16 protein-coding genes are annotated in these 15104 nt (G+C 70.6%); all 16 read right to left on the bottom strand.

Annotated elements, in window-relative coordinates; genetic code table 11:
- Window positions 1–4287 carry a phage tail tape measure protein gene (locus ACFPZJ_RS08155; RefSeq protein ID WP_381019120.1) on the bottom strand — a complete coding sequence of 1429 codons (4287 nt, stop codon included), beginning with the start codon at window positions 4285–4287 and terminating at the stop codon, window positions 1–3.
- A 4-nt stretch (window positions 4288–4291) separates the two neighbouring features.
- Window positions 4292–4600, bottom strand: a complete 309-nt coding sequence (locus tag ACFPZJ_RS08150; protein WP_381019118.1) for a hypothetical protein — start codon at window positions 4598–4600, stop codon at window positions 4292–4294.
- A gap of 113 nt (window positions 4601–4713) precedes the next feature.
- The gene (locus tag ACFPZJ_RS08145; RefSeq protein ID WP_381019117.1) at window positions 4714–5037 is read right to left on the bottom strand and encodes a hypothetical protein; all 324 of its coding nucleotides are present in this window, start codon (window positions 5035–5037) and stop codon (window positions 4714–4716) included.
- A 104-nt stretch (window positions 5038–5141) separates the two neighbouring features.
- Complete coding sequence (locus ACFPZJ_RS08140; RefSeq protein ID WP_381019116.1) at window positions 5142–5801, bottom strand: phage tail tube protein; 660 nt, start codon at window positions 5799–5801, stop codon at window positions 5142–5144.
- Window positions 5802–5862: 61 nt separating this feature from the next.
- A complete protein-coding gene (locus tag ACFPZJ_RS08135; RefSeq protein WP_461095915.1) occupies window positions 5863–6246 on the bottom strand; it encodes a hypothetical protein in 384 nt (127 codons plus the stop codon).
- Window positions 6246–6551: a hypothetical protein gene (locus ACFPZJ_RS08130; RefSeq protein WP_381019112.1), complete on the bottom strand. Its 306-nt coding sequence runs from the start codon at window positions 6549–6551 to the stop codon at window positions 6246–6248. The genes ACFPZJ_RS08135 and ACFPZJ_RS08130 overlap by 1 nt, the downstream gene beginning before the upstream one ends.
- Window positions 6548–6886 carry a hypothetical protein gene (locus ACFPZJ_RS08125; RefSeq protein WP_381019110.1) on the bottom strand — a complete coding sequence of 113 codons (339 nt, stop codon included), beginning with the start codon at window positions 6884–6886 and terminating at the stop codon, window positions 6548–6550. Before ACFPZJ_RS08125 ends, ACFPZJ_RS08130 begins: the two co-directional genes overlap by 4 nt.
- Entirely contained in the window at window positions 6886–7431 is a 546-nt protein-coding gene (locus ACFPZJ_RS08120) for a mobile element protein (RefSeq protein ID WP_381019109.1), read from the bottom strand. The genes ACFPZJ_RS08125 and ACFPZJ_RS08120 overlap by 1 nt, the downstream gene beginning before the upstream one ends.
- Window positions 7418–7771: a hypothetical protein gene (locus tag ACFPZJ_RS08115; protein WP_381019107.1), complete on the bottom strand. Its 354-nt coding sequence runs from the start codon at window positions 7769–7771 to the stop codon at window positions 7418–7420. Before ACFPZJ_RS08115 ends, ACFPZJ_RS08120 begins: the two co-directional genes overlap by 14 nt.
- A 13-nt stretch (window positions 7772–7784) precedes the next feature.
- Complete coding sequence (locus tag ACFPZJ_RS08110) at window positions 7785–9074, bottom strand: phage major capsid protein (RefSeq protein ID WP_381019106.1); 1290 nt, start codon at window positions 9072–9074, stop codon at window positions 7785–7787.
- Window positions 9071–9892, bottom strand: coding sequence for an HK97 family phage prohead protease (locus ACFPZJ_RS08105; protein WP_381019104.1), 822 nt, complete (start codon window positions 9890–9892; stop codon window positions 9071–9073). The genes ACFPZJ_RS08110 and ACFPZJ_RS08105 overlap by 4 nt, the downstream gene beginning before the upstream one ends.
- Window positions 9893–9895: 3 nt before the next feature.
- Window positions 9896–10594, bottom strand: coding sequence for a hypothetical protein (locus ACFPZJ_RS08100; protein ID WP_381019102.1), 699 nt, complete (start codon window positions 10592–10594; stop codon window positions 9896–9898).
- A complete protein-coding gene (locus ACFPZJ_RS08095; RefSeq protein WP_381019100.1) occupies window positions 10591–11937 on the bottom strand; it encodes a phage portal protein in 1347 nt (448 codons plus the stop codon). Before ACFPZJ_RS08095 ends, ACFPZJ_RS08100 begins: the two co-directional genes overlap by 4 nt.
- Before the next feature lie 16 nt (window positions 11938–11953).
- Entirely contained in the window at window positions 11954–13747 is a 1794-nt protein-coding gene (locus tag ACFPZJ_RS08090) for a terminase large subunit (RefSeq protein ID WP_381019098.1), read from the bottom strand.
- Entirely contained in the window at window positions 13716–14198 is a 483-nt protein-coding gene (locus ACFPZJ_RS08085; RefSeq protein ID WP_381019096.1) for a phage terminase small subunit P27 family, read from the bottom strand. The genes ACFPZJ_RS08090 and ACFPZJ_RS08085 overlap by 32 nt, the downstream gene beginning before the upstream one ends.
- 375 nt (window positions 14199–14573) lie before the next feature.
- Window positions 14574–14966 carry an HNH endonuclease gene (locus ACFPZJ_RS08080; RefSeq protein ID WP_381019094.1) on the bottom strand — a complete coding sequence of 131 codons (393 nt, stop codon included), beginning with the start codon at window positions 14964–14966 and terminating at the stop codon, window positions 14574–14576.
- Between the last annotated feature and the right edge of the window lie 138 nt (window positions 14967–15104).

Raw genomic sequence — 15104 nt, 5'->3', positions numbered from 1 at the left:
CTACTTCTTGCCGGACCGCTTGGCGCGGCGCACATCGGTCAGGGCGTCATCGACCCGGTCGGAGACGTAGCCGCTCAGCTGCGTGCCGTCGTCCAGGACGATGTAGAGGCGCTGTCCGTTCAGGCCGCCGGGTGCGGTCTGCGCGGACGCCCCGGAGGTCACCGGCACGACGCCGGCGGGCACGGCGGCCGCGCCCATCCGCGCGGCCGCGGACTCGACGGCAGGCCCAGCGGCGGCCATTCCTGCGACCAGGCCCGCCCCGAGGTCGGCGCCTGCCTGCTCGCCCTTGCGGCTGGGGCTGCGGGCGTCGAGACCCTTCTTGGAACGGATCGCCTTCACCGCGTCGGCGCCGATCTTCGCCATGGCCTTCTGGATGGCCTTCTGGTCGGCCATCAGGCCGGTCAGGAAGCCCTTGCTGGCCATCTTCCCGGCGTCGTACATGGCGTCGGCCATCGTGTTGCCGTAGCTGGACGACAGCTTCACGCCGTTCTGCGCCATGGCGTTCAGCTGCTGGATCTGCGAGGCGTTCGCTCCAGCGAGGACGCCCGCCAGTTCGCTGTCCGGACCCATGGCGACCAGCTGGCTGATCAGGTCCTGGGACAGGCCCTTCTTGGACAGGGCGGCGATGGTCGACTGGAACGAGGACACGGTGGCCTGGCGTTCCATCATGCCGCCGAGGACGTCGCTGATGCTGGTGGCCCCCGACAGGTTGGACAGCCCGAGGAAGTCCTGGGCGGTCTTCCTCTGGTCGGCGGCCGCCGACTTGGCAGCGGCGATCCGGTCGGCGATCACGTCGCGCTGCTTGGCCAGGGCCTGCAGCTTGGCGGACGCCTTGGCGACGGAGATCGCCAGGGTTTTGCCGCCGACGCCTGCGGCCTTCAGGTCCTTCACCAGTTCCTTGGTGGCCTTGGAGATGTCCGCCGCGGAGCCGGTCAGGGACTTGGTGAAGTTGGTCAGGTCGCCGGGGATGTCCTTGCGGGCCTTGGCCCTCGATGCGGCGGTTCCCTTGGCGAAGCCGCGGGCGCCGAGGCCCTCCCACATCCGCATGGACTCGCGGGTGTTGTAGACCTCCTCCCCGCCACGGAAGCGCACCAGTTCGGGGCCGGCCTCGCCCACCCAGGCGATCTCGCCCGGGCGCGGCTTGCCGCCGTCGGCGTAGCCCTTGGCCGCGAAGCCGTACCGGTGGGTGAACAGCGAGTCGCGGTACGAGCGAGCGCCGGCGCCGACTACCACGCCATCGCCGCCCCTGCTCTCGACGTTGACGCCGTTGAGGGTGCCGGCCGTGTGGCCCACACCCGCGTTCGTGATGCCGATCATGTACGGGCTGCGCTTGTTGAGCACCCAGCCGGGCGGGGCCGTCGCACCGGAGAACGCCATCGTGGCCCAGCGGCGATGCGGCTTCTGGCCCCGGATGACGGACTCGATGGCGGACAGGAAACCCGAGCAGTCCCACGAGGGATCACCGTTGCCGCCCCACTGGTAGGGCTTGCCGTGCTGCGTGCGCGCCCAGGACAGGGCCGACTTGAAGCCCTTGCCGCCGATGCCGGCGGCCTGAAGCTTCTTATCGGCCTCGCCGGAGTAGCCCAGAATCGACTTGATCATGCGGCGCGGAATGCCGCTGATCATGTCGCGGTAGACCGACGCCGAACCGGCGATCTTGTCCAGCAGCGGCTCCACGACGCTGTTCAGGCCCGCCTCGGCGGATGCCTTCACGCCGTCCTTCAGCCAGTCGACGCCAGTCTTGGCCAGGTCCACCGTCCTGGACGCCGCACTCTTCACCCATCCGAAGATGCCGCCCTCGGCGAACCCCCCGCCCTGGTACGGGCGCAGGGACTGGCCGCGCATGGCGGCCTTGTTCACCGCGAACAGCCGGGCCCGCTCATACGGGTCGCGCATGGCCTCGGAGACGTAGACGCCCTCGCCCTTGCGCATCGGCACCAGCTGGTCGTCGCCCTGCCGGTACGAGGACTGTCCGGGCAGCAGGCCGCCGCGGGCGAAGCCCTTGATGGGGTCCAGGGTCGGGGCGCCGAAGACGTCCGCGACCTTGTTCCACACCTTGACGATGCCGCCGTTGTAGACGGTGTCGATGATGAACTTCACCGGGGTCTTGGCGATGCCCTTGACCTTGTCCCAGGCCAGTTTGATGCCCTTGCGGGCCGTCTCGAAAGCGTCGGAGACCTTGCCGGTGGCGGCCTTGATCTTTTCGAACACGGGCCGGATGCCGGTCTCCCAGACAGTCGAGATGACCGACTTCACGCCGTTGAACGCGGGCTTGACGCCGTTGGTCCACAGCCATTTGAACCAGCCGCCCACCGTCTTCAGCCCGGTCATGAAGTAGCCGAAGATGATGGTCACTCCGGCCCACAGCAGCTTGGCTCCGGCGGCGACCCAGCCGAACACGGGCTTGGCCGCATTCGTCCAGAGCCAGCGGAACCAGCCGCCGACCGTGCGCAGGCCAGCCATGAAGTAGCCGAAGATCAGCGTCACGCCGGACCAGAGCAGCCCGGCCCCGGCAGAGATCCATCCGAACACGGGCTTGATGGCTGCCGTCCAGAGCCAGCCGAAGACGGCCCCCAGCAGCTTCACAGCCAGGTAGATCGGGCCGAACACGACGATGGTCAGGATGGTGGCCAGGATCCGCGCGCCGGTGTCGATGGCGGAGAACACCGGCTTCAGCACCGTGTTCCACAGCCACGACGCGGCGTCGCCCACCCAGCGCAGGCCTGCCATGAAGCCGTCGACCATAGGCTTGATGCCGTTGGTCCACAGCCACATCGCCCCGGTCTGGATCGCCGCCCAGACGCCCATGACGATGTTGCGGAAGGTCTCCGACTTCTTCCAGGCGACGACCATGGCCGCGCCGAGGGCGACGACGGCGATGGCGACCAGGACGAACGGGTTGAGCGCCATCACGGAGTTGAGCAGGCCCTGGACGACGGCCCACCCCTGGGTGATGAGCACGACGCCGCGCACGGCCAGGGAGTAGGCGCCCATCACGCCCATGGCGATGCCGGTGGCGATGGCGTTGGCGCTCAGGGCGATGGTCAGGCCGCCGATGATGACGCCCAGCGGGATCAGCCAGGCGCCCCACTTGGAGAACCAGGCGCCGGTCGCCTCCAGGACGTCGTCCAGCGACCGCACGCCGGTGATCAGCCCGTTGATGGTGGGCAGCACGACCGCGTTGACGGCCGTGCCGAACGCGCCTGTCAGCTGGCGCTTGAGGACGTCGATGCGCGTGGTGGTGTTGTCGCGGATGGTGTCGCCGACCTGCTTGGCCGCCCCGCCCACCTTGCCCAGGCTGTCGGCGGCCGTGGACACGTCCATCTTGTAGAGGGCGTCACCGAGGTCTTCTGCCTGGGTTCCGAACAGGGCGACGGCCGCGGCCTCGCGCTTGACGGGGTCCTCGATGGCCCGCAGCCGGTCCAGGGTGAGGTCCAGCGCGGCGGTGGCCACCGATCCGCCCTTGCCGAACTTGGCGGCCATGTCGCTGGCCTCCAGGCCCAGGGCCTTGAAACCGTCCTTGGTCGTGTCCGAGCCGTCGATGGCCCTGATGCTGAACTCTTTGATGGCGTCCGCGGCGATGTCCGCGTCCCGGGCGCCGCCCTGGATCGCCTGGTTCAGCAGGCCGATGCCAGTAGCACCGTCCAGGCCCATCTTGCGCCACTGGGTGCCGTATTCGTTCACGGTCTCGGCGAGGTCGTCGGCCTTGTTCGCCGAGGTCTGGAACCCCCTGGTCAGCAGGTCCAGGGCCTGCGTGCCGTCCTTGGCCAGCCCGGTGCGGATCATCTGGGCGGCCGCCGCCGAGGTCATCGCCAGGTCCTGGTCGAACGTTGTCGCCAGGTCGCTGACCTTGGTGGTGATGGCCTCGATGGACTTGGTGCTGGCCTTGGGGTCGATCAGGCCCGACCCCATGACCTGCCGTACCGTCTCGGCGCCGTCCTCGAACGAGTCGACGACGGCCTTGGAGTAGAGGTTGCCGGCGACCTTCCCGGCCTTCTCCGCCTGCTTGCCGGACACGCCGAGCTGGGCGGCCAGCCGGTCGCCGGTCTTCTCCTTCTCCAGCTGCTTGACGGTGGAGGCGGCGATGGCGGCGCCCAGCGCGATACCGACCGCGGCGCCGCCCGCCTTCACCTTCTCGCGGAAGCCGCCCACCATCTCCTCGCCGCCGGCCTCGCCAGCAGCCCGGGAGGCCTGGGCGACAGGCTCCCCGATCTCCCGGGACAACTGCCGCCCGAAGCCCGACATGTTCGGCAGGACATCGACCCACACAGCACCAGCGCGGGGCATACGATCACCCCTTCTCTGCGTACTGGGGGGTCACCTGGGCGACGATCCGCAGGTAGCCGGACCGGGCCTCGGCGGCCTCGCGGCGGGCCTTCTTCTGGCGCTTCTTCTTCGCCTTCGCCGACTCCGGCCGCCACACCGGCTCGGGGTACGGCGCGGGGGCGGTCTTCTCCGCGCGGTTGGCGTTACGGAAATCGGTGATCAGCCGAGCCATGGCGTCGACCAGGTCGGCCAGCATGAAGTCGCTGTGCTGCCAGTGGTGGCCGGCCGCCCGGCGAGCAAGGGCGCCGTTGGGCGGGAGGCCTTCCACCAGCACGCGCAGTTCGCGCAGGGTGATCTCACCGCGCCAGTACTCCCGGATCGGGCGACGCGGCGCGTAGTGGTGGTTGAGGTCCGCCTCGACGGCCTCGGGATACTGCCCGAGGACGTCTAGGACCGTGTAGGGCGCTTCTTCACCTGGTCACGCATGTCCTGCTGCACGGCCAGGAACAGCAGCCCGATCTCCGCGTCGGCGTGGCCGGCGGCCACGTACTTGTCGTACTGCTCGTCACCGAGGATGGCGTGGGCCTTCTCCCGGTTGGTCTCGGCCTCGTCGACCTTGGTAGTCCACTCGTCGTCCGCGAACAGCGGGTGGGGGAAGGTCAGGACCTCCCCGTTGTCCAGCTCGAACTCGACCTGGTCGCCGCCGAGGGCCTCGGTGAACTGCGCCTTGACCTCGGACAGCTTGTAGCGCTTGCGGTTGGGCTTGCTCATGGTCTTCTCTCGCTTCTGGGGGGCCTCGGGGTGAACCGTTGGAGGCTCGGCGGCGGCAGGGCTCACCCCAGGCCGCCGCCGCCGAGCCGGTTTGCGGGAGGACGTCACGGCGTCACCGGCGGGGCGAAGTCACGCCAGCCGGGGCCGTCGATCCACGTCTGGGAGTCGGTGCCAAGGTCGTCGTCGATGTACGCCTGGTACGTCACGCCGCGGCTGATTTCGGCCGTGCGGGTCCACTGCTCGTCCTCACGACCCGTGCGCAGCGCGCTGGGGAAGTGCCTGACGATGTAGATGGCGTTGCCGGTCTCCTTGTTCAGGTCCTCGGCGATGAACACCAGGCGCCGGTAACGGGTCGGCGGCGTCTTCGGACGGGACCAGGTCCACGTCGCGGTGCCGAGGTCCGGCAGCGCACCAGCCCCGCTGAGCGGCAGGTTCTCGTACAGGGCGACCGCCGCGGCGTTGGTCTCCTGCGGCACCCAGGCCGCGGTCGCCGTGTCGGTCTCCACGTCGGAGCGGGTCGGGGAGGACGACTGGCCGGACTCCACATCGGAGTTGGACAGGTCACCGGAGAACGTGACGCCGTCGGTGGTGGTGTAGCCGACCGGCAGGTACCCGGCGGGCAGGGTCTGCAGGACGCCCCCGGCGTCGAACGGCGCGGTCACGGCCGAGGCCGTCGTGTCGGCCGCGAAGATCGCGTACCTGAGTGCCTTGCGGATGAGCGACTGGCGGAGCTCCGCCATCGCGGTGAAGTCAGCGGCCGGCATCGCGGCCCCCTTCCATGACGAAGCCCCCACCAGCGGCGGGGGCGTGGATGGTTGCTACGCGTCAGGGCCCGGTCCTGGCGCGGGTGGTGAGCCGGTAGGTGGCGATTGCCCGTCGCACGGCAGGGTTGCCGTAGGGCACCTCGACGGGCCGCTGGTCGGTGTCGACGGTGTCGATGACCACACCGCCCGCCATCGTGGCCGCCAGGGCGTGGACCGCGGCCCGGCCCCGCTCGGCGATCTCCCACATGGCGGCCCGGTCGGCACCGAACGCCTCAGTGTCGACGATGACGGTGTCGGAGATGCGGTCGTCCCCGCCGCCGGCGATGTGCACCACGAACACCGGCAGCAGAGTCTCGACCTTCGGCGGGACCTCGGCCGCCACGCGTACCCCGGACAGCAGCGGGCGCAGGCCCTTGAGGACGGCCACTTCCATCACCGGCCACATCAGCCCTCCCGGGTGTAGGCGGCCCGGCCGAGGATGCGGCGCCGCTCGGTGCCGGTGTCGCCGTACTCGTGGGCCTCAGCGTCGGGCCGGTCGGCTACCACCGCGGCGGTGGGCCGGCCGCGGGGCCGGATCTCCTCGGAGACGGTGATGGAGTCGGCGAAGTCCTCGCTGATCTCCGCCCGGGCCAGGGCCCGGGCCCGGGGCACGATCTCCTCGGCCCGCTCGCGCAGGGCGCCGCGCACCTGCTCGGAGCGCATGATCTCCGGCAGGCACGACGGGTCGAACTCGAACTCGATACCGCTCATCCGCTCACCACCTTCAAAAACACCTCGGTGTGGTCGAGCAGTCCGCCGAACGAGCCGAGCTCTCCCGGCTCGCCGTCGACCTCGTACAGCACGCCCCGGTATCGGACCCGGGACTGGGCGGTCAGGCCCATGCCGGGCGGCCCGGCCAGCCGCCATCGGGTGACGACCTGGTCTTTGCCGTCGACGACCTCGGTGGAGCTGACCGGCTGCATGTTGCAGTCCGGCACGTCCCGCTCGACGTCCTCGTACTGGTCGGCTCCGTAGTCGTCCTCGCCGGTCTTGACCCGGTCGATGACGGTCACGGTGTCCCGGCGCAGAGGGTTGTCCAGCACCATCAGGCGTCGTCCCCTCGGTTCAGGCGGTAGGCCTCGACCGCCGCGCGCCACTGCTCGGTGATGCCGACCGCCGCGGTGGCCGCGAACGACACGGACTCGGTGCCGGTGGTCACCTGCTGAATGGCCGGGTCGGTGCGGTAGATGACGCGGGCCTGGTCGACGACGACCTCGGCCACGTCCTCCGGGACCGGGTCAAGCCCGTGGTCCCAGTTGACGGTGACCTCCGACCACTCCGGCCAGCAGCCGTCCGGGTGCAGCAGCAGCCCGGCCTGCCGCCGCACCTTCACCCCGGTCAGCGGCACACCGTCGACCTCGACCGCGTGCACGGCCAGGACCGGTGCGGCGGGCAGTTGCAGCACCGCCTTGCCGGTCCCGTCCAGGAACGTGGTGTCGTCGGTGACCAGGGAGACGGGGTGGCGGACCTGGCCGCGAAACCGGCGGGTCGCGGCCCGCAGCGCGGCCAGCAGCTGCGGATCGTCCGCCGGCTTCTTCAGCAGCGCGGCCAGGTCCGCCGGCTCCGCGAGGTACGGCTCAGGCCCCGCCACCGCTGCCGCCCGCCGCGCGCTGCTGGGCCTCGGCCAGGAATTCCTCCCGCCGCTCCAGCAGCCCCTTGCGCTTCTCCCCTGCGGCCTCGGCGTCCAGGACGCGGGCCGTCTCCTGCTCGTCGGCCTCCGCCAGGTACGCGATGACCTGCAACACGGTGTGCTCCGCCGGGTCGAACCCGTCGCCCCCGTCCTGACGGTCCTGCGTGCGCGGGTCCGCCTGCGCCTGCGTGAGCGGGGCCGCCTGCCCGCCCGCGGCCGGGGCCGTGCGCGCGCGGTAGCGGGCCTCGTCCTCCGCACGCACACGGATACCGTCGATAGTGATCATCTTGTGTTCGGGCATGCGCGCTGCCTCCTTACGGGGTCACGGCCGGCTTGACGACGATCAGCCGGTTCGGCTTCCAGATGACCTGCATGGCCCGCAGCTCGGCCCGCACATACACCAGGTTCCGCTGCGCGTAGTCCTTGTGCTGGTTGAACGCCAGGATGGACAGGCCCTCGACGTCGAGCAGGGCGACCTGCCGCCAGTCGCCCAGGATCACCGTGCCCGGGCTGAGACGCTGCGACAGCGCCCGCGCCCGGCCCCACGAGGTGTTCGGTCCCTGCCCGAAAGGCCCCTGGCCGAAGAACCGGTCATTGGCGTCCTGCAGCAGGTCCCAGGCCTCGTCGTCCTCGGGGGACATCAGGCACGCGGTGACGTTGCCGCCGGGCAGCGTGGTGATGCGGGTGATGGCCTGGCGGATGGCCTTGACCTGCGCCATGGCGTCGGTGCCCGGGGTGTAGGTCAGCTCCTGCACGCCGGTGGTGTTCAGGATGCCCTTCGGCTGCCCCGAGGTGCCGGTGCCGTTGAGGAGCTTGTCCTCGATGACCCAGTCGAGGCTGTACTCCAGCTCGTTGTTCATGTACGTCGCCAGCGCCGGCGCGTTGGACAGCAGCGCGTTGGTGACGTCGTAGCCGTCCGCGTAGGTGTACGGCTTGGCGTCCGCCAGCTCGGTCTGGATCGTGGACGTCGGCTTCAGCGCGGTGTCCGGGTCGGTGGGCAGGATCTCGTCCTGGACCACCGCCGCGTTCCGGGTGACACCGGTCACCTGGAGGTACTCGAACGGGCCGTCCGACTCGCCACGGCTGATCAGGTCCAGGATGGTCAGGTTGTCGCGGTCGACCTGGTCGACCATCGGCATCCGGACCGGCTGGACGTGCCCGAGCGCGACCTGCAGCGGCGCGGCGGTCGCCTTGCGCTGGGCCATCCACTCCTTCAGCGAGCCGACCCGCACCCGGCCGATGTCGACCGCGGACCCCTCGCCGAGGCCGGAGGGGTGCTGCTTGCGAAACTCCCCGTACAGGCCGGACTTCACGAACCGGTCGCCGAAGGTGTGCGCATCGGCGTCCTCCTGGCGGTCCTTCACCTGCACCTGGCCGGCCGGAGACTTCGGGGTGTTAGCGGCGGCCTTGCCCGCCATGGCGGCGGCCGCGGCCTGCGCCTCGTCGGCGGCCTTCACCTTGGCCTCGACCTCGTCGGCTTCCTTCTTCAGGTCGTTGATCCGGGTCACCTCGTCCTCGGTGAAGTCCCGGTTCTCTTCCTGCGCCTTTGCAGCGATGGCCGCAGCCTCGTCCAGCAGCGCCTTGAGCCGCTCTCGCAGCGTCATCCTGTCCTCCTCATGGTCATCTCTCGTGCGGTGACCCATGCGGCTACCTGGGCGGGCGACAGGCCGGATACCTTCGCGGGCGCCTGGCGGGCGGCGGCGGGCGTCTCGGCCGGCTGCTGGCCGGTCTCCTGCTCGGGGTTGGTCCGGCCCGCGGCCTTGGCGGCGGGGGGCCGGGAAGTCTTCTGAGGCTCGGCCGCGGCGAGGACCTCGCCGATGGCGGCGTGCGCCGAGGCCAGCCGGTCGTAGTTGGCCTGCGACAGCACCCGCCCGGCCTTCACGCCGTGGGCCAGGTCGGCGGCCTTGGCGGCGATCAGCTCCGTCTGCTGGTTCGCGCCGACCAGGCACGGCCCCACCTCGTAGAGCTTGCTCACCCGCTTGATCTCGTAGTACTCGCCCCACGGGTGCGCGGCCAGGTCGTCGGTCTCGACCCAGCCGCCCTCGCCGACGTCGTAGGCGAAGCTGAACTGCTTGATCCGGCGGCCCTTCAGCAGCTGGTGCACGTGCCGGGCCGTCGGGTTGGTGTCCAGGTCCTCGATGCGCCCGCGGACCTTCAGCCCTTCCGGGACTTCCTCGGACTCGACCACGACACCGATGTGCGAGAAGGGGTCGCTCCACCTGTGCGACCACACGACCGGGATCGGGTCACCGGAGGCCTTCCACTCCGCCAGGACCTGGCCAAACGCCCCGTACTCGACGACGTCGCCGACGGAGTCTTCGTTGCCGAAGACGGAGACGATCGCGATGAACTCGCCCTCGGCCAGGCCGTCGGCGGGGCCCACGGCCTTGATCCTGGCGGACGCTTCCTTGGTGCGGGGCACGTCTCAGCCCCCCTCTCGTGTGTAGTCCAGACGGCAGTTGCAGTTCGCGGTCTCGTCGGCGTCGCCGTTCGCATCGCCCGGCCAGCGCAGCCCGTTGGCGAACACCCCGCCCAGCTCCACCGCGTCGCCGTTCAGGCGCACGTGCGAGGCGCGCGGGTTCTTCCCGCCCGTGCGCCAGATCTTGTGCGTCAGCCCGGAGGCGCCGGCCGCGTCGTGGCTGCCGAAGCTGCGGGCCTCCGTGGCGGCCGTGACCGCGCGCATCCCGGCGGCGACCACCCACGACGCCAGCCCGGCCTTCAGGTTGTCCCGCCAGTCGCCCTCTTCACGGACGGCTGTGGTCGCCGCGGTGTAGGCGGCCTGCTCGTACTCGGCGGCGTGCGAGGCGGCGGCCTTGGCCAGCCAGGCCTCCATCACCGCCGGGTCCCAGCCGTCGGCCTCCGGGTTCCACAGGCCGAGCACGGACCAGGCACCGATCTGCGCCAGGCGGAACCCGTAGCCCTGCATGAGCGCGGCCAGCTGCGCCTGCCGCTCCGGGGACTGCGCGGCCCACAGGTCGTAGAAGTCCGGCGGCCCGTCCGCCTTCACATCCGCCCGCTCCAGCAGGGCGTCGGCCTGGCGCTGCGCCCAGTCGGTGAGCGCCGCGGCGTAGGCGTCCCGCTCTGCCTCGAACGTGCCCAGGTCCTCGGGCCGCCCGGCCTTCACGCGGGGCGGCCCTGCCCTTTTGGGAGGGCCTCCGGGGCGGTGTCCCTGGGCGAGGCGAGGCCGCCGATCGTGACGTTCAGCGGTGTCACCAGCTCGTCGGTGCCATCCACGTGCGGCAGGTTCTGCACCGCGCGCGCCTCCGAGCGCAGCATGTACGGGGCGCCGACGGCGGTCTGCAGCAGCGCGGCCTGCTCGGTGAAGGAGCCGCGCAGCTTGGCCTCCAGGTTCGCCTCTACGTAGAGGTTGGAGCCGGGGGCGAGCATCGGCACCAGCATGCTGTTCAGGACGTCCTGCCACTGCGTGACGTAGGGGCCGAGCGAGATGGTGAACAGCATCTGCCGGAAGGCGTCGATGTTGGAGAACGTCCCCTCGCGGGCGCCGACCAGCTCGGGGGCGATGTGGTAGGCGCTCGCCACTTCGGCGTCGGTGAGCTTGCGGCCCTCGATGTCCTGCGTCTCCTTCGGGTTGAACGCATTCACCGTGACCAGCTTCATGCCGTCCTCAAGGAGCGGCGTTCCACCGGCCTGGTGGCCGCGGCCCATGAAGGCGTTGAACGCGGCCAGGAACCGGTCCTTCGCCGTCTTCGACCAGGGGGGCGCTTCCGCTGGCCGCTCGATGACGGTCGGAACCCGGGCCCCGTTCTTCCACACCGAGCGCCGCCACTCGACCGCTTCGGCCTGCTCGGCGAGGATCTGCCGCAGCGTCATCATCGGCGACGTGCCGTCCGCGCCGATCGTGGCGTAGCCGTGGTCGTACAGGTAGGGCGCGGGCAGGGTGACCACCTCGGCCGGGCCCATGGATGACATCAGGTAGAGGGCGTCGGCCTGGTCGTCGTCGTCGGCCAGGATGTGGAACCGCCGGGCGGGCTTCCTGCGCAGCTCATAGCCGCTGGAGGTGTCGGCGCTGGGCAGGACCTGCTGGCACCACCGGTCGTAGATCAGCCAGTCCACCAGCGTGGCGTGCCACAGCCGGGCCGGGGACCGCATCGGTGCGGGCTCGGCGAGCAGCTGCGCCAGCGGGTGGTCGGTGACCCGGCGCCGGTCGGTGTCGGAGACCCGCTCGTAGACGTGCCAGGGGATCGTGCACAGCTGCCGGGCGATGTAGTCGACGACCTTCCGCACCGACGGCTGGGTCTCCCACACGCGCGCGGCCGCCGCGGTGTCGGCGTACTGCGACAGCGGGACCCCGGGGTCGACGACGCGGATGCCGTTCGCGGCGAGGTAGCCGCCGAGCTGGCTGAGGTCGCTGAACTGCTCGGCGGCCTTGGCGAGGACGGGCACCCCGTCCTGGTCGATGACCTGCCCGGAGGCACGAGTCTTGCTGCGGCGCGGCCACCAGCGCATCCGTCCGCCCCCTCTCTCAGATCGCTTCGAACTCGCCGTCCTCGTAGGCGGAACGGCGCTTGGGCGGGCGGGCGAGGACCTCGGACATCGCGTCACACAGCGCGGACACCCCGTCGATCTTGTCGGCGCTGTTGGCCTTGTCGGGCTTGACGTTCCCCGAGGCGTCCATCTGGATGGCGAGGTTGTCGACCATCCACGTCATGACCGGGTTGCCCCCGTGGCGCAGCATCGGCCGGCGGCCCTGGCGCACCTGCCGCTCGCCGAGCAGCAGCACCCGCTTGACGGCCTTCAGTGCCGGGCTCATGGTCTTGTAGCCCTGGCCGACGCCGACCATCGGCGCCCGCTCGCCCTCGAGGTCGTTGGTCAGCGATGTCGATCCCCACCGGTCGAACCCGAGCGACTTCACGTCGAACTGGTCCAGGTCCCGGCGCACGACACGGCCGATGGCGTCGTAGTCGGTGACGTTGCCCGACGTGGTCGTCAGCCAGCCCTCGGCAGCCCACCGGGAGGCCGCGCCAGCGGTCCGCTTGTCCAGGGCCGGCAGGTTGTCCTCCGGCGTCCAGAACCGCAGCAGTAGGTCCAGGCTGCCGTCCTCGTCGTCCGGGAACAGCCACGCCAGCGCGTTCAGGTCGGACACTGAGGCGAGGTCCAGGCCGCCGTACGCCTCGCGGCCGCGCAGCTTCACCTCGTCGACCAGGGCCTGGTTCGCGCGCCAGGCCTCCAGGGTCAGGAACTTGGTGACCTGCTTGGTGCGAATGCCCAGGTGCAGTCGCTGGAACTTCGCCAGATCCGCCGGCGACTGCTGCGCCTCGCGGGCCTTGCGCTCGAGGTAGGAGCGGGTCGGCGAGATACCGAACCCGGGGTTGGCCGCCCGCCACGTCGCCTCGACGAACGGGTCCGCGTCCTTGGGGACTGCCCACACCACGCCGTACACGGACGGGTCCTCGAGGACGCCCCGCGCCAGCTGCTCGATGCGGGTCCGCTTGCGGTTGTAGATCGTCTCCGGCTTGCCGCTGTCCGCCGTGGTGATGATGACGATGAGCGGCTGCCGGCGCGAGCCGGTACCGGTCTCGATGACCTCGACCATCTCGGGGTCCTTGTGCACGTGCAGCTCGTCGATCACCGCGCCGTGCAGGTTCGCGCCGTGCTGGGCGTCGGCGACGCTCGAGATGACCTCGAAGTACGAGTTCGTCTTGGGGTGGACGATCTTGCCCTTGTAGGGCTTGACGTGTCCCTTGAGCGCCGGGGCCCGCTCGGCGAGCTGCTTGATCGGCGTGAAGACGTACCCGGCCTGCTGCTTGGTCGTCGCCGCGGCGATGACCTGGGCACCGGGCTCGCCGTCCGCGCACGTCAGGTAGATGGCCAGGCCGCCGGACAGGGTGGACTTGCCGTTCTTGCGGGGGACGTCGACGTAGAGGTCCGTGATGATCCGGACGTACATGTCGGCGTCGTCGTCCCAGCGCACCCACCCGAAGACCGGGGCGATGATCCAGGCGACCTGCCAAGGGTCGGGCTTCAGGGGCTGTCCGGCCCACTGGCCCTGGGTGTGGCGCAGCAGGCTGAAGGACTTGATGACCTTGTCGACGCGCTCGGGGTCGAACCGGGCGCCGGCGACGTCCCGCGGCTCGGGGGTCTTGATGAGCGGCGGGCAGTCGGGCAGCGGGATTCCGCGCGAGGTGAGGTACCAGGCGACCTCGGGGCTCAGCTTCAGCCGTTCGAGCTCGGCGTCGTCGAGGAACGCGGAAGGGGTGACGTCGCCGGCGTCGGCGTCCGCCCGCTTACGCGAACGGGTTGTCGTCCTCGTTGCCATCGTCGGCCCCCCTGCTCAGGGCCTGCTCGGTGGACGGGCTCAGGCCGAACTGGGCGGCGAACCCGCGCAGCTCCCGCCCGGCGTTGCGGGCGATGGCCACCGACGGGTTGGGCACGGTCCGCTCGGAGACTGACCCGTCCGGCCGGGTGGTGGTCTGCACGATGGTCAGGCCGGTCAGGGTGACGTCGCGGGTCGCGGTGACGAACACGGCCCACGTCTCGCAGTAGGCGGCGAGCATCGCCCGGTCCTCCTCCTTCAGCAGGTCCAGGCGGGACAGGCCGGGGACGACCCGCCGCCACTCGGCGGAGGCCTCGCGCGATAGCCACGTAGGGGGCTTGGGCGGGATGCGGCGGAACGCCGGCCCTGGGTTGACCTTGCGGCCTCCGGAGTCGCGGCCCTCGGCGCGGCCGGTGAGCAGCTTCAGGGCAGCGGGTGCGGCGGTGCGGGCCATGGGGTCACCTCCCGTCACCTGCACGAACGCCCGTCACGCGAAGTGACGGGCGGCTATGGCGATTTCACAATTCTGAGCGTGCGTGCGCCGCACTGACGGCGCCGGGCCCCCAGAAAATCAAGCTGGAAATCCAGACTCCCTTTCCCCCGGGGAGGGACTGGGCTGGGCTGCTCGCTCGCGGGCGTGCCGGACGCAGCCGCAGCGCGGCGGACAGGCCCATTGGACGTGCCTGTTGCGGTGCTTCCCCCACCGGTGGCGTCCTCGGCCGCAGGCGACCTCTCGGATGATGCCGTCAGGGGTGTCTATCTCGGCGCGCGACCAGCAGTGCGGCGAGTCGCGCGGGTCGGTGATGGCCATGGGGTCAGCCTCCGTGGGTCAGCGAGGCCTGCGTCGTGCTCTGTTGGCGCGCGCGGCCTCGGCCTTGGACTTGGCGAGGTGGCAGTCGATGCAGATGAGGCCGAGGTTGTCGAGGTCCTCGGCTGCTCCGCCCTCGCTGATCGGGATGATGTGGTCCAGCTCGTGTTGCTGCTCGCCGTCGGGATCGTCGGCGCGGTCGGGCTGCTCGATGCCGCATCGGTAGCAGCATCCGTTGTCACGGATGGTGACGCGTCGCTTCAGCGTGCGCCATCTGCCCGAGCTGATGCCGTAGCGCGCTGCCTTGTCGTCCCTGCCTGCCCATGGGACGCGCTGATGCTGGTCGCATCGGCCACGGGGGACGAGGGCTCGGCATCCTGGGTGGGCGCATCGGGTGGGGGGCCGGGTGGGCACGGGGGTACCTCCCCGGGGGTGTCCAAGGGGTGGCCTGGTGGGGGCCTGAGGCCCTGGGGGCATGCAGAAGGCCCCGCTGGTGGGCGGGGCCTTGGGTGTCTGCGGTGCCTCAAGTGGGCACAGTTGTACGCCGAGATC

The sequence above is a fragment of the Streptomyces bullii genome (genome assembly GCF_042657145.1).
Lineage (GTDB): Bacteria > Actinomycetota > Actinomycetes > Streptomycetales > Streptomycetaceae > Streptomyces > Streptomyces bullii.
This window is presented reverse-complemented; position numbering and strand designations above follow the sequence as displayed.